Consider the following 20,756-nt stretch of genomic DNA (forward strand, 5'->3'; position numbering starts at 1 on the left):
AACAGGTAGTGGTTGTGACGGGGTGAAGGTTTGAAGATGCTGACTTTACGCTGACGAAAACTGACAATGCAGAATAAAATAATGGCCAGCACAGGCTGGCCATTTTAGTCTTTTACCGATTAGAAGCTGGCATTACGTGGCGTACGTGGGAACGGAATCACGTCACGAACGTTCTGCACACCGGTCACGTAGGCAATCAGACGCTCAAAGCCCAGACCAAAACCGGCGTGCGGTACGGTACCGTAACGACGCAGATCGCGGTACCAGCTGTAGTCCGCAGGGTTAAGACCCATCTCTTCCATACGCGCGTCCAGCACGTCCAGACGCTCTTCACGCTGAGAGCCACCGATGATTTCACCGATGCCCGGCGCCAGGACGTCCATCGCTGCCACGGTTTTACCGTCTTCGTTAAGGCGCATATAGAAGGCCTTAATGTCTTTCGGGTAGTTTTTAACGACAACCGGCGCTTTGAAATGCTTCTCGGCCAGATAGCGCTCGTGCTCAGACGCCAGGTCTACGCCCCAGTAAACCGGGTTCTCGAACTTCTCACCGCATTTCTCGAGGATCGCCACCGCGTCGGTGTAGTCCACCTGCGCAAAATCGGCAGAGACGAAGCGCTCCAGACGGGCTACCGCGTCGCTGTCTACGCGCTCGGCGAAGAATTTCATGTCGTCCGGACGCTCTTCCAGCACCGCTTTGAAGACATATTTCAGCATCGCTTCCGCCAGACCCGCGACATCGTCCAGGTTGGCGAACGCCACTTCAGGCTCCAGCATCCAGAATTCCGCCAGGTGACGGCTGGTGTTGGAGTTTTCGGCACGGAAGGTAGGGCCAAAGGTGTAGATTTTAGACAGCGCGCAGGCGTACGTTTCGCCGTTGAGCTGACCGGATACGGTCAGGAAGGCCTCTTTACCAAAGAAGTCTTTGTCATAGTCCACTTTACCTTCCGGGGTGCGCGGCAGGTTTTCGAGATCCAGCGTTGAGACGCGGAACATCTCACCGGCGCCTTCCGTATCGGACGCGGTGATCAGCGGGGTAGACACCCAGAAATAACCCTGCTCATCGAAGAAACGATGCAGCGCCTGCGCCAGCGTATGACGTACGCGAGCAACCGCACCAATCAGGTTGGTACGTGGACGAAGGTGCGCCACTTCACGCAGATACTCAATGCTGTGACGTTTAGCCGCCATCGGATAGGTATCCGGATCTTCAACCCAGCCGGTGACTTCAATGGCAGAAGCCTGAATTTCGAAACTCTGACCCTGGCCCGGGGATGCCACGACCACGCCGGTGACAATAACGGAACAGCCCGTCGTCAGGTGCAGAACGTCATCATTGTAATTGGGCAGAGAATTATTAATGACGGCCTGTACAGGATCAAAGCAGGAACCGTCATAGACGGCAAGGAAGGAGATGCCAGCTTTAGAATCTCGGCGGGTACGCACCCATCCGCGCACGGTGACTTCTGAGTCAACGGCGACACGGCCCTGGAGTACGTCGGCTACAGGCACAACGCTCATAATATTCTCTCTGTTAATAGTCGGAAAAAATAAACACTTGTCCACCCTTATGGGGGGATATCTATGTTACCTGCCATCCGCTATCAGACAAGTAAATTTCGCGGTCAAAAGGGAAGAATTGAGAAATAAATAAGAAGAGGGGAGCCATGAAGGCTCCCTTAAGCGCTTAACTGGCTTTTTTGATCTGGGGAAGATCGAAGGCTTTGCGCAACGCGCGGACAAACGCCTTGTCATGGCAGATGGTTTTGCCCGGGCTGTCGGAGAGTTTCGCCACCGGTTTGCCGTTACATTCCACCAGCTTTATCACGATATTCAGAGGTTTTACCTGAGGAATGTCGCAGGTTAACCGGGTACCGATCCCGAAGCTCAGGTTCACTCTGGCGTTGAAATGGCGATAGAGTTCGACGGCTTTCGCCAGATCGAGATTATCGGAGAAGACCAGCACCTTGCTCATCGGGTCAATGCCCAGTTTCTCGTAATGGGCAATCGCCTTCTCACCCCACTCAACCGGATCTCCGGAATCGTGGCGCAACCCCTGATAACGCTCCGCAAATTCAGGTCCAAAGTCGCGCAGGAAGGCATCCATCGTAATACAGTCCGTGAGGGCAATTCCGAGTTGACTCGGGTACTCCTCAAGCCATGCGGCCAGCGCTGCCCGCTGGCTGTTGGCGAGGTCAGGGCTAATTTGCTGATGCGCCTGGAACCACTCGTGCGCCTGGGTACCCATTGGCGTCAGATTGAGGCGACGGGCCAGATCGTAGTTACTGGTGCCCACGAACCACGGCTCCTGCTGCAGACGTTTAACGATGGCCTCCTGTACGTCGCGCGAAAAACGGCGGCGGGTGCCAAAGTCCATCAGGCGGAAGCGGGACATGTCCAGCCCTGCGGTCAGCGTGGAGAAGTCAGCGAGTTTCTTTTCCAGCGAGGCCACCGCCTGCGCTACGCCCGTTTCCGGGGAACGGTAGCGGTGAGCCAGTTCACTGATTACCGCCAGAAGCGGCACTTCCCACATGATCACTTCCCGCCACGGACCTGCAAGGCGAATATCCAGCTTGCCGTTATCGTTAACCACGGTGACCTGCTCCGGCTTATAGCGGAAGTCGCGCAGCCAGTTCAGGTAGTCGGCTTTGAAGAAAGGCAGGCCAGAAAGCCACTGATATTCCTCGTCCTGCAGCGTCAGATGCTGCATAGCATTGACCTGTTCACGAATGGCGTCTGCGTAGATACCGAGCAAGTCGTCGCCACGGCAGCGGAATTCCGCCGCGACATGAACGTCATAGTAATGGTGGAAAACGGCTTGCTGCATGTGCAGTTTATACGCGTCGGTATCCAGCAACGTATGCAGAACTGGAGAAGCGAATTGAGTCATAGGTGCGCAGTAGCATCCTCTCACAGGAGCGTTTAGTACAATAAACAACTCCGGAGTATACCTTGTTTAGTGATTTATTGAACCCCGATCACAACATAAGCGCGTTTTATGGTCGAGGGCATTTTGTGCCCCGTGTTATACAAATGTAGCAAAAAAAGGTGTTGACCCTGAAAAGATGAACATTCTGCATAGCGCGTTTTGCGCAACAGGAATATATTGAAACGTTACTCGACAAACGATGCATAAGGTTTTCTATGACACAACAGCCACAAGCCAAATACCGCCACGACTACCGTGCGCCGGATTATCTGATTAGCGAAATCGATCTGACTTTTGACCTGGATGCCACTAAAACCGTTGTCACGGCGGTGAGTCAGGTGACGCGCCACAGCGCAACTGCTGTGCCGCTGCGTCTGGATGGCGAAGACCTGACGCTGGTCTCCCTGCATATTAATGATGAAGCCTGGTCAGACTATAAAGAAGAAAACAACCAGCTGGTCATCGACAACCTGCCGGAACAGTTTACGCTGCGCATCGTGAATGAAATCAGCCCGGCCGCCAACACCGCGCTGGAAGGGCTTTACCAGTCAGGCGTGGCGCTGTGTACCCAGTGTGAAGCGGAAGGGTTCCGCCACATTACCTGGTATCTCGACCGCCCGGACGTCCTCGCGCGCTTCACCACCAAAATCATCGCCGATAAAACCCTGTATCCCTTCCTGCTTTCCAACGGCAACCGCGTAGGCGAAGGCGAGCTGGAGAATGGCCGTCACTGGGTTCAGTGGCAGGATCCGTTCCCGAAACCGTGCTACCTGTTTGCGCTGGTGGCGGGGGACTTCGACGTGCTGCGCGATACCTTCATAACGCGCTCAGGCCGCGAAGTGGCGCTGGAGCTGTATGTTGACCGTGGTAACCTGGACCGCGCGCCGTGGGCGATGACCTCGCTCATCAACTCCATGAAGTGGGACGAAGAGCGCTTTGGCCTCGAATATGACCTCGACATCTATATGATCGTTGCCGTTGATTTCTTCAATATGGGCGCAATGGAGAACAAAGGCCTGAACGTCTTTAACTCCAAATACGTGCTGGCGCGCACCGATACCGCCACCGATAAAGATTATCTCGATATCGAACGCGTCATCGGCCACGAATATTTCCACAACTGGACCGGTAACCGCGTCACCTGCCGCGACTGGTTCCAGCTGAGCCTGAAAGAGGGCCTGACCGTCTTCCGTGACCAGGAGTTCAGCTCAGATCTGGGGTCACGCGCGGTGAACCGCATCAATAATGTGCGTACCATGCGCGGCCTGCAGTTTGCGGAAGATGCCAGCCCAATGGCGCACCCGATCCGTCCGGATAAAGTCATCGAAATGAACAACTTCTACACCCTGACGGTGTATGAGAAAGGCGCTGAAATTATCCGCATGATCCACACCCTGCTGGGTGAAGAGAACTTCCAGAAAGGGATGCAGCTCTACTTCGAGCGTCATGACGGCAGCGCGGCCACCTGCGACGATTTTGTGCAGGCAATGGAAGATGCTTCTAATGTCGATCTTTCCCACTTCCGCCGCTGGTACAGCCAGGCCGGTACGCCGATTGTTACCGTCAAAGACGATTACAATCCAGAAACCGAGCAGTACACCCTGACCATCAGCCAGCGCACGCCGCCGACGGCAGAGCAGGAAGAGAAATACCCGCTGCATATTCCGTTCAGCATTGAGCTGTACGATAACGAGGGCAAAGTCATTCCATTGCAGAAGGGCGGCCACCCGGTACACCACGTGCTGAACGTGACCCAGGCCGAGCAGACCTTTATCTTCGATAACGTCTACTTCCAGCCGGTGCCTGCGCTGCTGTGTGAATTCTCCGCGCCGGTGAAGCTGGAGTACAAGTGGAGCGATCAGCAGCTGACGTTCCTGATGCGTCACGCCCGCAACGACTTCTCCCGCTGGGATGCGGCGCAAAGCCTGCTGGCGACCTACATCAAGATCAACGTAAACCGCCACCAGCAGGGTCAACCGCTGTCGCTGCCTGTTCACGTGGCTGACGCGTTCCGCGCGATCCTGCTGGATGAGAAGATTGACCCGGCGCTGGCCGCTGAAATTCTGACCCTGCCGTCAGCAACGGAAATCGCGGAGTTGTTCGAGATTATCGATCCGATCGCGATCGTGGCGGTGCGTGAAGCGCTGACCCGTACGCTGGCTGCTGAACTGGCTGACGAGTTCCTTGCCATTTATAACGCCAACAAGCTTGACGCTTATCGCGTTGAGCACGCGGACATTGGTAAACGTTCTCTGCGTAACACCTGCCTGCGCTATCTGGCGTTTGGTGAAACCGAGCTGGCGAACACCCTGGTGAGCAAGCAGTATCACGAGGCGGATAACATGACCGACGCGCTGGCCGCGCTGGGCGCAAGCGTTGCCGCCGAACTGCCGTGCCGCGATGCGCTGATGCAGGAGTATGACGACAAGTGGCATCAGGATGGTCTGGTAATGGATAAGTGGTTCATCCTGCAGGCGACCAGCCCGGCGGCCGATGCGCTCAGCAAGGTGCGCAGCCTGCTGAAGCATCGTTCCTTTACCCTGAGCAACCCAAACCGCGTACGCTCGCTGATTGGCGCGTTTGCCAGCAGCAACCCCGCCGCGTTCCACGCCGAAGACGGCAGCGGTTATCAGTTCATGGTGGAAATGCTGACCGAGCTGAACAGCCGTAACCCGCAGGTGGCGTCGCGTCTGATAGAGCCGCTAATCCGTCTGAAACGCTACGATGAGAAGCGTCAGGCGAAGATGCGTGCCGCGCTTGAGCAACTGAAAGGGCTGGAAAACCTGTCTGGCGATCTGTACGAGAAGATTGCTAAAGCGTTAGCGTAATAAAAGTTTACCCTCCCTCTCCCTGTGGGAGAGGGCCGGGGGTGAGGGCATCAGGCATTAGCCTTAGCTCGCTGTAACTCCGTGCCCCCGCGTTTCATCACCCGATCCAGCACTTCTGCCTCCAGCTCCGCCAGTCTTGCCGAGCCCACGCGACGAGGCCGTGGAAGATCCACCGTCAGATCCAGACCGATTTTTCCTTCCTCTATTAACAGCACCCGGTCGGCCATTGCGACGGCTTCACTCACGTCATGCGTCACCAGCAGTACCGTAAAGCCGTGCGTCTGCCAGAGGGAACCAATCAAATCCTGCATTTCGATTCGCGTCAGGGCGTCGAGCGCGCCCAGTGGTTCATCGAGCAAGAGCAGGCCCGGACGGTGAATCAACGCCCGCGCCAGCGCCACGCGCTGCTTCTGCCCACCCGAGAGTGTGGCAGGCCATTCATCGGCGCGATTTTCCAGCCCAACGGCGGCCAGCGCCTGGCGGGCTTCATCCCGCCAGTTACCCTTAAGACCGAGCCCGACATTGTCGATAACCGATTTCCACGGCAGCAGGCGCGCATCCTGGAACATCATGCGGGTATCGCCCTGAATATTCGAAAGCGGCGTCGTTCCTGCCAGAATGTCGCCGCCGTTGGGGGCTTCCAGTCCGGCCAGCAGCCGTAGCAGCGTACTCTTACCGCCGCCGCTGCGCCCGACTACGGCCACAAACTGTCCGGCGGGAATATGCAGATCCAGCCCGTTAAGAATGGTGTTATCGCCGTAACGTTTGGTGACACCGTTCAGCAGTAACGGGGTCCCCTGATTCAGTCGTGCAGTATTCATGCTTTAGCCTCCTGAAGGGTATAGGCCGGATTCCAGCGCAGCCAGCTGCGCTCCAGCCACTGTGCGCTGACGTCGGCGAGTTTGCCGAGCAGGGCATACAGAATGATGGCAACTACCACCACGTCCGTTTGCAGGAATTCGCGGGCGTTCATTGCCAGATAACCAATCCCGGAGTTGGCTGAGATGGTTTCCGCCACAATCAGCGTCAGCCACATCAGGCCGAGCGCGAAACGCACCCCGACCATAATGGAGGGCAGGGCGCCCGGCAGAATCACGTGAACAAAGAGGGAAAAACCCGATAAGCCGTAGCTGCGCGCCATCTCCACCAGACCACGATCGATATTACGGATGCCGTGCCAGGTGTTGATGTAAATCGGGAACAGCGTGCCCAGCGCCACGAGGAAGATCTTGGCGCTCTCATCAATCCCAAACCACAGAATGACCAGCGGGATCAGCGCCAGATGCGGCACGTTGCGCAGCATCTGGATGGAGGTATCCAGCAGCCGCTCGCCCCAGCGTGAAAGGCCGCTCACCAGACCCAGAACCAGCCCGATACTGCCGCCGATGGAAAACCCGATCGCGGCGCGCCAGGAGCTGATCGCCAGATGCTGCCACAGCTCTCCGCTGACGCTCAGCGACCAGAACGCTTCTACAACGCCCTCCGGAGAGGGCAGAATGCGGCTCGACAGCCAGCCGGTGGACGATGCGAGCTGCCAGAACGCCACAATGCCGACGGGTAAAAACCACGGCGCGGCGCGCAGCAGCCATTTTTGTGAGGTGGCAGACATGGTCCCTCCTTAGCTCTGTGCGGCTTTGCGTGGAATAAATTCGTTTGCCACGGCTTCGCCCTGCAGCTGGAGCGGCTGCGGCTGCGGAACCTCCGGAATGGCGACATCAAGATGCGGGAACAACAGCTCGCCGACCTTGTACGCCTCTTCCAGGTGCGGATAACCGGAGAGAATAAAGCTGTCGATACCCAGTTCGGCGTATTCATTGATGCGCGCGGCCACGGTCGGGCCGTCGCCGACCAGCGCCGTACCCGCACCGCCGCGCACCAGGCCGACGCCCGCCCACAGGTTCGGGCTGATCTCCAGATTCTCGCGCTTGCCGTTGTGCAGGGACGCCATCCGGTGCTGCCCGACGGAGTCGGTTTTGGCAAACGCGGCCTGCGCCTTTGCGATGGTCTCGTCGTCCAGATGGGAAATCAGGCGGTCAGCGGCCTGCCAGGCTTCTTCATTGGTTTCGCGCACAATCACGTGCAGGCGGATACCGAAGCGCACCTTGCGGCCATGGGCGGCCGCTTTGGCGCGGACCTGAGCAATTTTTTCTTTCACCAGCTCAGGCGGTTCGCCCCAGGTCAGATAGAGGTCGACCTGCTCCGCCGCCAGATCCTGGGCTACATCCGACGACCCGCCAAAATAGAGCGGCGGGCGCGGCTGCTGCACCGGCGGGAAGTAGAGCTTCGCGTCGCGAACGTGAATATGCTTGCCTTCAAAGGTGACGGTTTCCCCTTCCAGCAGGCGTCGCCAGACGCGGGTGAACTCGGCGGAGGCCTCATAGCGTTCGGTATGGTCGAGGAACACGCCGTCGCCCGCCAGCTCCTGCGGATCGCTGCCCGTCACCAGGTTAAACAGGGCGCGGCCGTTGGACAGCCTGTCCAGCGTGGCCGCCTGACGTGCCGCCACGGTAGGGGAGACGACGCTCGGGCGTAACGCGACAAGGAACTTCAGACGCTGGGTGACCGGGATCATCGACGCGGCGACCAGCCAGGCATCTTCACATGATCTTCCGGTTGGGATCAGCACCCCGGTGAAACCGATTCGGTCCGCCGCCTGTGCAATCTGCTGCAGGTAGCCATGGTCAACCGGGCGTGAACCCTCTTCTGTACCAAGATAGTGTCCATCACCGTGGGTGGGTAAAAACCAGAAAAGATTCAGACTCATGATTTAGCTCCTTCTTTGCCTGCGGGTTGCCAGATGCGTTCGCGAATAGTGACCTGTTTTGGAACCAGGCGGTTTTGATAGAAGAGGTCAGCCGTTTGTTGCTGAAGTGCGGCGACGTGTGCGTCCACCGGCGTAATGGTGGTCGGCGGACGGTGGTTGAGATAGCTCGCGATCACCGGCTCAGGTAAGCCCATGGTTTTCGCCAGCAGGGCAATGCTCTCCTGACGCTGGCTCTGAGTCAGGGCATCGGCCTGGGTAAAGGTATCCAGCACGCCCTGAATAAATGCGCCGTTCTTTTCCGCATAAGGGCGCGCGGCCAGATAGAACGAGCCGGTCTGCTTCAGCGTGGTACCGTCTTTCAGCACGCGAACGCCACCCTGCAGCAATGCGGCGGAGTAGTACGGGTCCCAGATGGCCCAGGCATCAACGTTCTTCTGCTGGAACGCGGCGCGCGCGTCAGCGGGAGTCAGGTAGACGGGCTGAATGTCGGTGAACTTGAGTCCGGCTTCTTGCAGAGCGCGCAGCAAAAGGTTGTGCGAGCTGGAACCTTTCTGGAAAGCGACCTTATGGCCTTTAAGATCGGCGACGCTTTTAATGTCGCTGTTTTCAGGCACCAGAATGACTTCGGCCTTAGGCTTAGGCGGCTCAACGCCAACGTAGACGAGGTCCGCTCCCGCGGCCTGGGCGAATATAGGTGGGATATCGCCCGTGCTGCCGAGATCGATACTGCCCACGTTCAGGGCCTCCAGCATCTGCGGGCCGGCAGGGAACTCCACCCAGGAGAATTTGGTGTCCGGGAAGCGTTTTTCCAGAAGCTGGTGGCTTTTTGCCAGCACCATGCTGACGCTGCCTTTCTGATAGCCGATACGTAAGCTTTCCGGAGCCGTTTCTACGGCATGGGCCAGCGAGGTAAATGCCATCAAACCGGCCAGTCCGATGCGGGTTAACGTTTTAAACATGTGCGACTCCTTGAGGCTGACTAAACGCCGGGGCCTGGATATCCCGGCGATGCAGGGCATGCCAGAACGTTTCCAGAGCGTTATCGAGGCGGGTTTGCAGGTTAGGCGTAAAGTGGGGTTTGTGTTGATAGTCGATGACCTGCGAGTCATCGGCGAAAACGCCGTGGAGGATCTCCTGCGCTTTCAACGCGTTCAGCACCGGCTTCAGGGCATAATCCACGGCCAGTAAATGGGCAACCGTACCGCCCGTTGCCAGCGGCAGCACCACCTTGCCGTCCAGCGCACGTTCCGGAAGCAGATCGAGCAGGGTTTTCAGTGCCCCGGAAAAGGAGGCCTTATAGATGGGCGTTGCTACGATCAGGCCGTCCGCGCCGTTAAGTTGCTCAATGAGGGTTTTCAGCGCGGGGCTGTCGAAACGGGCGTAGAGCAAATCTTCAGGTTCGAAGTTATGCAGGTTCCAGTGGCACACTTCCACATCCAGAGCATTCAGTTTTTCACGGGCATATTCCAGCAGGGCGCTGGAGCGCGACGGGAATCGTGGACTTCCGGCCAGGGTAATGACGCGCATACTTCCTCCTTATAACTAATTGTTTGCTTTTATCTAACATTCATAACAATTTTAAGGAGTGTGACACCGCGCGTTTATTCCACTAAATGATTTATCTGCAATTAAAATGCGAAAAAGTGCATAAGAAATAGACGGGGAGGTAAACGATTGCGTTTTACGCGGGTTTTTTGCCGCAGGTCAATTCCCTTTCGCGATGGGATCGCCCATAATCCCCTCCCGGTTTGCACACCGGGAATCCAGGAGAGTTCATGTACTACCCCTTCGTTCGTAAAGCCCTTTTCCAGCTCGACCCTGAGCGCGCTCATGAATTTACATTCCAGCAATTACGTCGTATTACCGGCACGCCTCTGGCCGCGCTGGTGCGCCAGCATGTGCCGGTAAAACCTGTGCAGTGCATGGGGCTGACTTTTAAAAATCCGCTGGGTCTGGCGGCCGGTCTGGACAAAAATGGCGAGTGCATTGATGCCCTCGGCGCGATGGGCTTTGGCTCCATTGAAATCGGTACCGTCACCCCGCGCCCGCAGCCGGGAAATGACAAACCGCGCCTGTTCCGACTGGTGGAAGCCGAAGGGCTGATCAACCGCATGGGCTTCAACAACCACGGTGTTGATCACCTGGTCGAGAACGTAAAAAAAGCCCACTTTGACGGAATACTGGGCATCAATATCGGCAAAAATAAAGACACGCCGGTCGAGCAGGGTAAAGATGACTATCTGATTTGTATGGAAAAAGTCTACGCCTATGCCGGTTATATTGCGGTGAATATTTCCTCACCCAATACCCCGGGCCTGCGATCCTTACAATATGGTGAAGCGCTGGACGATCTTCTGAGTGCCATTAAAAATAAGCAAAATGAACTCCAGGCGATCCACCACAAATATGTTCCGGTCGCGGTTAAGATCGCCCCGGATCTTTCTGCCGAAGAATTGATCCAGGTTGCCGACAGTTTGGTTCGCCATAATATTGATGGTGTAATTGCGACCAATACCACACTCGATCGTTCCCTCGTGCAGGGAATGAAAAACTGTGACGAAGCGGGTGGGTTAAGTGGCCGTCCGGTGCAATTAAAAAGCACCGAAATTATTCGCGCCCTGTCTGCGGAATTAAATGGCCGCCTGCCGATTATTGGCGTCGGCGGCATTGACTCCGTGATTGCTGCGCGTGAGAAGATGGCGGCGGGTGCGTCACTGGTGCAAATCTATTCCGGCTTTATTTTTAAAGGACCGCCGCTGATTAAAGAAATCGTTACGCATATCTAATCTTTTCTCGTAATCAGACAACCGGGGCTTTATTTCCAGCCCTGGTTGTTTTATATTCCGTCACTGTTGCTTATTTAGACATTATAGGCTTTTATTAATGATGTTATAAACGAAGCGGCAAACAGGACATTTTTAGTACAGGACGTTTCGGGGACGGGAGAGAAACATGCGAATTAAACCTGACGATAACTGGCGCTGGTATTTTTGCGACGAGCATGACCGAATGATGCTCGACTTAGCCAATGGCATGTTGTTTCGCTCTCGTTTTGCCCGCCGAATGTTAACCCCGGACGCTTTTTCCCCGTCAGGCTTTTGCGTTGATGACGCTGCGCTTTATTTCTCCTTTGAGGAAAAATGTCGCGATCTGATGCTCTCGAAAGAGCAGCGCGCCGAGCTGGTATTAAATGCGCTGGTGGCTATCCGTTTCCTGAAGCCGCAAATGCCAAAGAGCTGGCATTTCCTGCCGCACGGCATGAACTGGACCCCGGCAACGGGCGATGCGGCCAGCGTCAACCTGAGCGATACCGCAGAAGAGGTGAGCCTGCTGGTGGTGGAGCCAGGCGATAATGCCGCGCTCTGCCTGCTGGCCCAGCCTGGCGTGACGATTGCCGGGCGGACGATGCAGCTCGGGGATGCCATTAAGGTCATGAACGACAGGCTGAAGCCCCAGCTTCGCGTGGATGCCTTCAGCCTCGAGCAGGCGGTTTAAGCTTCCAGCTGTACGGACGTTTTCGGGACGCAGCTACAGCACAGAATTGTGCCGTCATTTCCAATTGCCGACTTTTTCAACGCACTCACTTCGCCATCCACCAGTCTGATACGACAGCATCCGCAAATGCCCGCGCGGCAGGAATAGGGTATGCGGATCCCCGCTTGTTCCAGCTGCTCAAGCAGTACCTGCTGGTTGTTACCCCGGATGACGTTGCCCTGCCAGTGAATATCTACCGCAGAGGCGACGTTCGTCTCAACGTCGACAAGCTCATCCTCCTGACCCGAGCCGTACACTCTCGCTGGCCCACGAGCAAGAATTTCGACCTCATCGCCGACGCGGATCGCGCCGCTGGAGCGTGGGATCAGGTTCTGGCCGAAATCGACATCGCCATTATCCTGCGCGGTGCGGAATGATTGCAGGGTTTTCAACGGTTCGCCGGAAGGATGCTTCTGGCCTTTCTCCGGGCTCACCGTGGTGAAAATGCAGCGGCTGCAGGGCTTCACCACGTCAAAAATGACGCTGCCAATGCGGATCACTTTCCAGGTATCTTCTTCCCAGGCCTCGGCACCCGTCACCACCAGGTTCGGACGGAACTGCTCCATTTGAACGCTGGCTTTGCAGCGGCCTTGTAAATCACGCAGCGAGGCTTCGTTCGTCAGCAGGAACGGGAAGCCATCGGCGAAGGAGAGGGGAACGGCGTCGTGTCGCTTCACGCGACGCGTCAGTTCAGGTCCAACCCACCGCAGCTGCACGTCGCGGGAGAAGAAGCCGCTTAACCAGCGGTTAATTTCATCCGGGGCGATGCGCGCGGTAAAGTGGTTCCCCCACACTTCCGTTGGCGCATCGACGGGCGCAAAATCAGCAAAGCGAATCACCGCGCTGGAACCGTCCGGCGCGGTAAGGTGCAAACCGTCGTGAAGCGGGGAAGGGGTAAAGCGAACCATCTGAGGGAACTGGCGTGCGGTAATAAACGTACCGTCAGGCTCGGTGACCATAAAAATTCGATCGAAGGCGAATCCGCTCATGTCGGCCAGCGCGTGAGAGACGCCGATGCCGCGCATGGATTTCACCGGATGAATAAAAAGCCTGGATAACGTCGCCACTGCACACTCCCTCGAATGAAAATAAGCCTTCAACTTTATGACATACACGCCATATTAGCTATAATGCGCGACAATTTTCTAAGAGTAAAAGTGACGATATGAATTCTCTGTTTGCCAGTACGGCCCGTGGGCTGGAAGAGCTGTTAAAAACTGAACTGGAAAACCTGGGCGCACAAGAGTGTCAGGTGGTTCAGGGTGGTGTCCATTTTGAGGGCGACACGCGGCTTATTTACCAGAGCCTGATGTGGAGCCGCCTGGCGTCGCGCATCATGCTGCCGATGAAGGAGTGCAAGGTTTATAGCGACCTTGACCTCTACACCGGCGTACAGATGATCGACTGGACAGAGATCTTCACCCCGAATGCCACCTTTGCGGTGCATTTCAACGGCGTGAACGACGAGATCCGCAACAGCCAGTACGGTGCCCTGCGCGTAAAAGACGCCATTGTGGACTGCTTTACGCGTAAAAATAAGGAACGTCCAAACGTCGATCGTGAAAACCCGGATCTGCGTATTAACGTCTGGCTGAACGGCGACACGGCGAGTATCTCTCTCGATCTGAGCGGCGCGGGCCTGCACCTGCGCGGCTACCGCGATCGTACCGGCATGGCACCCATCAAAGAGACCCTGGCGGCCGCCATTGTGATGCGCTCCGGCTGGCAGCCGGGCACGCCGCTGCTCGACCCGATGTGCGGTTCCGGTACCCTGCTGATTGAAGCGGCCATGCTGGCCACCGACCGCGCGCCGGGGCTGCATCGCGGTCACTGGGGCTTCAAAGGCTGGGCGCAGCACGATGAAGCACTCTGGAAAGAGGTCAAAGACGATGCGCAGACCCGCGCGCGTAAAGGTCTGGCGGAGTACACCTCCCACTTCTACGGCTCCGATAGCGACCCTCGCGTCATTGAGCGCGCGCGCAGCAACGCCCGCCGTGCCGGTATTGGCGAGCTGGTCACCTTCGAAGTAAAAGACGTGGCAAACCTGACCAACCCGCTGCCAAAAGGCCCGTACGGTACCGTGATCAGCAACCCGCCATACGGCGAACGTCTCGACAGCGAACCGGCGCTGATTGCCCTGCACAGCCTGCTGGGCCGCAACATGAAGGACCACTTCGGCGGCTGGAACCTGTCTCTGTTCAGCGCCTCGCCGGAACTGCTGAGCTGCCTGCAGCTGCGTGCCGACCGCCAGTTTAAGGCGAAAAACGGCCCGCTGGACTGCGTGCAGAAAAACTACCATCTGGCGGAGAAGGCGGCCGACAGCAAGCCGTCCGGCGTGGCGGAAGATTACGCTAACCGTCTGCGCAAGAACCTGAAGAAATTTGAGAAGTGGGCGAAGCAGGAGGGCATTGAATGCTACCGCCTGTATGATGCCGACCTGCCGGAGTACAACGTGGCGGTTGACCGCTACGCGGACTGGGTGGTGATTCAGGAATATGCGCCGCCGAAAACCATTGATGCGCAAAAAGCGCGTCAGCGCATGCTGGACGTTATTGCCGCCACCATCGCCGTGCTGGGTATTGCGCCAAACAAGCTGGTGCTGAAAACCCGTGAACGTCAGAAAGGCAAAAATCAGTACCAGAAGATGGGCGAGAAGGGCGACTTTATCGAAGTGGGCGAATATAACGCCCGCCTGTGGGTCAACCTGACCGACTATCTGGATACCGGCCTGTTCCTCGACCACCGTATCGCCCGCCGCATGCTGGGCCAGATGAGCAAGGGCAAGGACTTCCTGAATCTCTTCTCCTATACCGGCAGCGCCAGCGTGCATGCGGGTCTGGGCGGCGCGCGCAGCACCACCACGGTGGACATGTCCCGCACCTATCTGGAGTGGGCGGAGCGCAACCTGCGTCTTAACGGCTTAACCGGGCGTCAGCATCGCCTGATGCAGGCTGACGTGCTGGGCTGGCTGCGCGACACCGACGAGCAGTTCGACCTGATCTTTATCGATCCGCCGACCTTCTCCAACTCCAAGCGTATGGAAGATAGCTTTGACGTTCAACGCGATCACCTGCGCCTGATGACCGACCTGAAGCGCCTGCTGCGTAAAGGCGGCACCATTATGTTCTCGAACAACAAACGCGGCTTCCGTATGGATCATGACGGCTTAGCAGCCCTGGGACTGAAAGCACAAGAAATCAGCCAAAAAACGCTGTCTCAGGACTTTGCCCGTAACCGTCAAATCCATAACTGCTGGTTGATTACCGCGGTCTGAAAGGAAAAATAAATGTCTTTAATTAGTATGCACGGCGCGTGGCTCTCTTTCAGCGACTCACCGCTTCTCGACAATGCAGAGCTGCACATCGAAGATAACGAGCGCGTCTGTCTGGTGGGCCGTAACGGCGCGGGTAAATCCACGCTGATGAAAATCCTTAACCGCGAACAGGGCCTGGATGACGGGCGCATTGTTTACGAGCAGGATCTGATTGTCTCCCGCCTGCAGCAGGATCCACCGCGTCACGTGACCGGCAGCGTGTACGATTTCGTGGCGGAAGGGATCTCCGAGCAGGCTGAATACCTGAAGCGCTATCACGAGATTTCGCATCTGGTGATGACCGATCCGAGCGACAAAAACCTCAACGAGCTGGCAAAAGTGCAGGAGATGCTCGATCACCACGGTCTGTGGCAGCTTGAAAACCGCATTAATGAAGTGCTGGCGCAGCTCGGGCTGGAACCCGACATGGAGCTGTCGGCGCTCTCCGGCGGCTGGCTGCGTAAAGCGGCCCTGGGTCGTGCGCTGGTCAGCGGGCCGAAGGTGCTGCTGCTGGACGAACCGACGAACCACCTGGATATCGAGGCGATCGACTGGCTGGAAGGCTTCCTGAAAACCTTCAGCGGCACCATCATCTTTATCTCGCACGACCGTTCGTTTATTCGCAATATGGCGACGCGTATTGTCGATCTCGACCGCGGCAAGCTGGTGACCTATCCTGGCGATTACGACACCTATCTGCTGGAGAAAGAAGAAAACCTGCGCGTGGAAGAGCTGCAGAATGCGGAGTTTGACCGCAAGCTGGCGCAGGAAGAAGTCTGGATCCGCCAGGGCATCAAAGCCCGCCGTACCCGTAACGAAGGGCGCGTGCGCGCCCTGAAGGCGATGCGTCGCGAGCGCAGCGAACGCCGTGAAGTGATGGGCAGCGCCAAAATGCAGGTGGAAGAGGCGTCCCGTTCCGGCAAGATTGTCTTTGAAATGGAAAACGTTAACTATCAGGTTGACGGTAAAGTGCTGGTGAAAGACTTCTCGGCACAGGTTCAGCGCGGCGACAAAATCGCCCTGATTGGCCCGAACGGCTGCGGTAAAACCACGCTGCTGAAACTGATGCTCGGCCAGCTGCAGGCCGACAGCGGCCGCATTCACTGCGGGACCAAGCTGGAGGTCGCCTACTTCGACCAGCACCGCGCGGAGCTGGATCCGGACCGTACGGTGATGGACAACCTCGCCGAAGGCAAGCAGGAAGTGATGGTGAACGGCAAGCCGCGCCACGTGCTGGGCTACCTGCAGGACTTTCTGTTCCATCCGAAGCGCGCCATGACGCCGGTGCGCGCGCTGTCAGGCGGTGAGCGCAACCGTCTTCTGCTGGCGCGCCTGTTCCTGAAGCCAAGCAACCTGCTGATCCTCGATGAACCGACCAACGATCTGGATGTCGAAACGCTGGAACTGCTGGAAGAGCTGATTGACGGTTATCAGGGCACCGTGATGCTGGTCAGCCACGATCGTCAGTTCGTTGACAACACCGTGACCGAGTGCTGGATCTTCGAAGGTGAAGGGCGAATTGGTCAATATGTCGGCGGTTATCACGATGCAAAAGGGCAGCAGGCACAGTCGCTGGCGACGAAGCAGTCAAAGTCCAAAATAAGTTCTGAACCTGCTGTAACAAAAGCAGAAACTGTCAAGAAAACCTCGGCTAAACTAAGCTATAACCTGCAGCGCGAACTGGAGGGGCTACCGCAGCGTCTTGAAGAGCTGGAGGCTGCGCTTGAGGATCTGCAAAAACAGGTTGCTGATGCGTCATTCTTTACCCAATCGCATGACTATACTCAGAAAGTATTGGCTGAAATGTCCGCGGCTGAAAAAGCCCTGGAAGATGCCTTTGAGCGCTGGGAGTACCTTGAGTCTCTGAAAAACGGCGCATAAACAGGGATAACATATGTGTGACCAGCACCATGCCGACAGGCATATTTTATGCTCGCAATGCGATATGCTCGTGGCGTTGCCAGAGCTTGGTCACGGACATAAAGCCTTGTGTCCACGCTGTGGCGCGACGTTGACAACCGAGTGGGACGCGCCGCGGCAGCGTCCTACTGCTTACGCGCTGGCAGCACTGTTCATGCTGCTGCTCTCTAATCTCTTCCCCTTCATCTATATGAAGGTGGGGGGGATCACCAGTCAGGTGGATCTGCTTGAAATCCCGGGCGTGATGTTCTCGGAAGATTACGCCAGCCTGGGGACCTTCTTTCTCCTGTTTGTCCAGATAGTCCCGGCTTTTTGCCTGGTCGTCATCCTTTTGCTGGTGAACCGCGTCAGGATGCCGGCACCGCTGAAAATCCGACTTGCGCGTATTCTGTTTCAGCTCAAAAGCTGGGGGATGGCCGAGATCTTTCTGGCGGGGATCCTGGTCAGTTTCGTGAAGCTGATGGCGTACGGCGACGTGGGGATTGGCAGCAGCTTTATTCCCTGGTGTCTGTACTGCGTCCTGCAGCTGCGCGCTTTCCAGTGCGTGGACAGACGCTGGGCGTGGGATGATATCGCCCCGGCACCGACGCTTGCGCAGACGGTGAAGGTCGGCGTGCCCGGCATTCGCCAGGGGCTTCGCTCGTGCCCGTGCTGCACCGCCGTGCTGCCCGCCGATCTCGACGTTTGTCCGCGCTGCGAAACGAAAGGGCACGTGCGCCGTAAAAATAGCCTGCAGTGGACGATGGCGCTGCTGGTCACGTCCGTCATGCTGTATCTGCCAGCCAATATTCTGCCAATCATGATCACCGATTTGCTCGGCGACAAAATGCCCTCGACGATCCTGGCCGGGGTGATACTGCTCTGGGGTGAAGGTTCCTATCCGGTCGCTGGCGTCATCTTTATCGCCAGTATTATGGTGCCCACCTTAAAAATGATCGCCATCGCCTGGCTCTGTTGGGATGCGAAAGGTCATGGGAAACGCGACAGCGAACGCATGCACCTGATTTATGAAGTGGTCGAGTTTGTCGGACGCTGGTCAATGATTGACGTGTTTGTCATCGCCGTTCTCTCTGCGCTGGTGCGGATGGGCGGTTTGATGAGTATTTATCCTGCGATGGGGGCTTTAATGTTTGCACTGGTCGTGATCATGACCATGTTTGCGGCCATGACCTTCGACCCTCGTTTATCGTGGGATCGTGAGCCTGAATCAAGCCATGAGGAAGAGTAAGAGCATGGAAAATAAGAGTGGAGAGGCGAAAGTGCAGAAGGTCAAAAACTGGTCTCCGGTGTGGATTTTTCCCATCGTGACTGCGCTGATCGGTGCCTGGATCCTGTTTTATCATTACAGCCATCAGGGGCCGGAAGTGACGCTGATAACCACCAATGCCGAGGGGATTGAGGGCGGTAAAACGACCATCAAAAGCCGTAGCGTGGATGTGGGCGTGGTGGAAAGCGCAACCCTGACCGACGATTTAACCCATGTGGAGATTAAGGCGCGCCTGAATGCCGGCATGGAAAAACTGCTGCACGGCGATTCCGTTTTCTGGGTCGTTAAGCCGCAGGTGGGGCGTGAAGGGATCAGCGGCCTGGGGACGCTGCTCTCGGGTGCCTACATTGAGCTGCAGCCGGGCGCTAAGGGTAACCAGCCGGCCCAGTACCAGCTTCTGGATTCACCGCCGCTTGCACCGCCTGATGCCAAGGGCATCCGCGTGATCCTCGACAGTAAAAAAGCGGGTCAGCTCACGGCGGGCGACCCGGTTCTGTTCCGCGGCTACCGCGTCGGGTCGGTTGAGAAAAGCACGTTTGATCCACAGAAACGCGCGATCAGCTATCAGCTCTTCATTAATGCGCCAAACGATCGCCTGGTCACCAGCAACGTCCGCTTCTGGAAAGACAGCGGGATCGCGGTAGATCTGACTTCGGCAGGCATGCGCGTTGAAATGGGTTCGCTGACCACGCTGTTTGGTGGCGGCGTGAGCTTTGACGTGCCGGAGGGCCTGGATTTAGGGCAGCCGGTCGCAGAGAACACCGCTTTCCGTCTCTTTGACGATCAAAAAAGCATTCAGGATGCGCTCTATACCGATCACGTTGACTTCCTGATGTTCTTTAAAGACTCCGTTCGCGGCCTGCAGCCGGGGGCGCCTGTTGAGTTCCGCGGCATTCGTCTCGGTACGGTTGGGCAAGTGCCGTTCTTCGTTCCGGGCCTTCAGCAGGTGCTGGATGATGATTACCGCATTCCGGTACTGATCCGCATTGAACCAGAGCGTCTGCTTAATCAGATTGGTGAAAATCAGGATATCGCGACTCATATCACCCAGCTGATGGAACGCGGTCTGCGCGGGTCGCTGAAAACCGGCAACCTGGTCACCGGTGCGCTGTATGTGGATATGGACTTCTACCCGAAAGCACCGCCGATTACCGGTATCCGTGAATTCGGTGGCTACAAGATCATCCCAACGGTGAGCAGCGGTCTGGCGCAGATCCAGCAGCGTCTGATGGAGACGCTGGATAAGATCAACAATCTGCCACTGAATCCGATGATTGAAGCGGCAACAAACTCGCTGAGCGAAAGCCAGGCAACGATGCGCCGTCTGCAAACCACGCTGGATAACATCAACAAGATTACGGCGAGCCAGAGCATGCAGCAGCTGCCGCAGGACATGCAGAAAACGCTGCGTGAGCTGAACCGCAGTATGCAGGGCTTCCAGCCGGGATCAGCGGCCTATAACAAGATGGTGGCAGATATGCAGCGTCTTGATCAGGTCCTGCGTGAACTGCAGCCGGTGCTGAAAACGCTCAACGAGAAGAGCAATGCGCTGGTGTTCGAAGCGAAAGATAAAAAGGATCCTGAGCCGAAGAGGGCAAAAGAATGAAAAAATGGCTATTGATGGTTGGCGCTCTGCTGTTAACGGCATGCAGTTCAGGGGGAGATAATAAAAGCTATTATCAGCTGCCTGTGGCAACCCACAGCGGTGGGCAAAGCACGGCCAGTCAGGGAAACCGCCAGCTGTGGGTTGAGCAGGTCGCCGTGCCGGATTATCTGGCAGGAAACGGCGTGGTCTATCAGACCAGCGACGTGAAATACGTGATTGCAACCAACAACCTGTGGGCCAGCCCGCTGGATCAGCAGCTGCGCAACACGCTGGTGGCCAATCTGGGCAGCCAGCTTCCGGGGTGGGTAGTCGCATCGCAGCCGCTGGGTAACGATCAGGATACGCTGAACGTCACCGTAACGGGCTTCCACGGCCGTTATGACGGTGCGGTGGTCATCAGCGGGGAGTGGTTGCTGAACCATCAGGGGCAGCTGATTAAGCGTCCTTTCCATCTGGAGCTGAAGCAGCAGAAAGATGGCTATGACGAAATGGTGAAAGTCCTGGCTCAGGGATGGGCGCAGGAGTCGGCCAGTATCGCGAGAGAGATTTCCCGGATGCCATAAGTAAAATTCATCATCAGAAACCGCAATCGGTCT

Annotated in this window: 16 protein-coding genes; 8 read left to right on the plus strand and 8 right to left on the minus strand. The window is 56.9% G+C overall.

Going from position 1 to position 20,756, the window contains the following annotated elements:
• Positions 1–119: 119 nt before the first annotated feature.
• Together asnS and pncB are read right to left on the minus strand one after the other, a co-directional pair.
• Entirely contained in the window at positions 120–1,520 is a 1,401-nt protein-coding gene (asnS, locus tag BFV67_RS07295; RefSeq protein ID WP_021240867.1) for an asparagine--tRNA ligase, read from the minus strand.
• 166 nt (positions 1,521–1,686) lie between these two features.
• Entirely contained in the window at positions 1,687–2,889 is a 1,203-nt protein-coding gene (gene pncB, locus BFV67_RS07300; RefSeq protein WP_023343692.1) for a nicotinate phosphoribosyltransferase, read from the minus strand.
• 254 nt (positions 2,890–3,143) lie between these two features.
• Between pncB and pepN the strand changes: the two genes are divergently transcribed.
• Entirely contained in the window at positions 3,144–5,756 is a 2,613-nt protein-coding gene (gene pepN, locus BFV67_RS07305) for an aminopeptidase N (protein ID WP_069598081.1), read from the plus strand.
• A 50-nt stretch (positions 5,757–5,806) separates the two neighbouring features.
• Here the strand turns inward: pepN and ssuB are convergent, their stop codons facing one another.
• The 5 genes from ssuB to ssuE are packed head-to-tail and all read right to left on the minus strand — an operon-like array spanning position 5,807 to position 10,047.
• Positions 5,807–6,577: an aliphatic sulfonates ABC transporter ATP-binding protein gene (gene ssuB, locus BFV67_RS07310; RefSeq protein WP_069598082.1), complete on the minus strand. Its 771-nt coding sequence runs from the start codon at positions 6,575–6,577 to the stop codon at positions 5,807–5,809.
• Positions 6,574–7,365 carry an aliphatic sulfonate ABC transporter permease SsuC gene (gene ssuC, locus BFV67_RS07315; protein ID WP_025912947.1) on the minus strand — a complete coding sequence of 264 codons (792 nt, stop codon included), beginning with the start codon at positions 7,363–7,365 and terminating at the stop codon, positions 6,574–6,576. Before ssuC ends, ssuB begins: the two co-directional genes overlap by 4 nt.
• A 9-nt stretch (positions 7,366–7,374) precedes the next feature.
• Positions 7,375–8,520, minus strand: coding sequence for an FMNH2-dependent alkanesulfonate monooxygenase (gene ssuD, locus BFV67_RS07320; RefSeq protein WP_021240864.1), 1,146 nt, complete (start codon positions 8,518–8,520; stop codon positions 7,375–7,377).
• Positions 8,517–9,479: a sulfonate ABC transporter substrate-binding protein gene (locus tag BFV67_RS07325; RefSeq protein ID WP_069598083.1), complete on the minus strand. Its 963-nt coding sequence runs from the start codon at positions 9,477–9,479 to the stop codon at positions 8,517–8,519. Before BFV67_RS07325 ends, ssuD begins: the two co-directional genes overlap by 4 nt.
• Positions 9,472–10,047 (minus strand): NADPH-dependent FMN reductase, encoded by a 576-nt coding sequence (gene ssuE, locus BFV67_RS07330; protein WP_045352017.1) that lies wholly within the window; start codon positions 10,045–10,047, stop codon positions 9,472–9,474. The genes BFV67_RS07325 and ssuE overlap by 8 nt, the downstream gene beginning before the upstream one ends.
• A gap of 248 nt (positions 10,048–10,295) precedes the next feature.
• On the opposite strand from ssuE, the gene pyrD reads away from it, so the two are divergent.
• Entirely contained in the window at positions 10,296–11,306 is a 1,011-nt protein-coding gene (gene pyrD / locus BFV67_RS07335) for a quinone-dependent dihydroorotate dehydrogenase (RefSeq protein ID WP_008499939.1), read from the plus strand.
• Positions 11,307–11,472: 166 nt separating this feature from the next.
• Positions 11,473–12,015 carry a cell division protein ZapC gene (zapC, locus tag BFV67_RS07340; RefSeq protein ID WP_023292867.1) on the plus strand — a complete coding sequence of 181 codons (543 nt, stop codon included), beginning with the start codon at positions 11,473–11,475 and terminating at the stop codon, positions 12,013–12,015.
• Here the strand turns inward: zapC and BFV67_RS07345 are convergent.
• The gene (locus BFV67_RS07345) at positions 12,012–13,121 is read right to left on the minus strand and encodes a YcbX family protein (RefSeq protein ID WP_063436154.1); all 1,110 of its coding nucleotides are present in this window, start codon (positions 13,119–13,121) and stop codon (positions 12,012–12,014) included. The two genes, zapC and BFV67_RS07345, sit on opposite strands and share 4 nt — an antisense overlap.
• Positions 13,122–13,219: 98 nt before the next feature.
• On the opposite strand from BFV67_RS07345, the gene rlmKL reads away from it, so the two are divergent.
• The 5 genes from rlmKL to pqiC are packed head-to-tail and all read left to right on the plus strand — an operon-like array spanning position 13,220 to position 20,723.
• Positions 13,220–15,328 carry a bifunctional 23S rRNA (guanine(2069)-N(7))-methyltransferase RlmK/23S rRNA (guanine(2445)-N(2))-methyltransferase RlmL gene (gene rlmKL, locus BFV67_RS07350; protein ID WP_069598084.1) on the plus strand — a complete coding sequence of 703 codons (2,109 nt, stop codon included), beginning with the start codon at positions 13,220–13,222 and terminating at the stop codon, positions 15,326–15,328.
• Positions 15,329–15,340: 12 nt separating this feature from the next.
• On the plus strand, positions 15,341–17,248 hold the full coding sequence (locus tag BFV67_RS07355) for an ABC transporter ATP-binding protein (protein WP_008499935.1): 1,908 nt from the start codon (positions 15,341–15,343) through the stop codon (positions 17,246–17,248).
• A 13-nt stretch (positions 17,249–17,261) separates the two neighbouring features.
• Positions 17,262–18,515 (plus strand): membrane integrity-associated transporter subunit PqiA, encoded by a 1,254-nt coding sequence (pqiA, locus tag BFV67_RS07360; protein WP_008499934.1) that lies wholly within the window; start codon positions 17,262–17,264, stop codon positions 18,513–18,515.
• Between the two features lie 4 nt (positions 18,516–18,519).
• Entirely contained in the window at positions 18,520–20,160 is a 1,641-nt protein-coding gene (pqiB, locus tag BFV67_RS07365) for an intermembrane transport protein PqiB (protein ID WP_008499933.1), read from the plus strand.
• Positions 20,157–20,723, plus strand: a complete 567-nt coding sequence (pqiC, locus tag BFV67_RS07370; RefSeq protein WP_069598085.1) for a membrane integrity-associated transporter subunit PqiC — start codon at positions 20,157–20,159, stop codon at positions 20,721–20,723. The genes pqiB and pqiC overlap by 4 nt, the downstream gene beginning before the upstream one ends.
• The last annotated feature ends 33 nt before the right edge of the window (positions 20,724–20,756 follow it).

The sequence above is a fragment of the Enterobacter roggenkampii genome, from assembly GCF_001729805.1.
GTDB lineage: Bacteria > Pseudomonadota > Gammaproteobacteria > Enterobacterales > Enterobacteriaceae > Enterobacter > Enterobacter roggenkampii.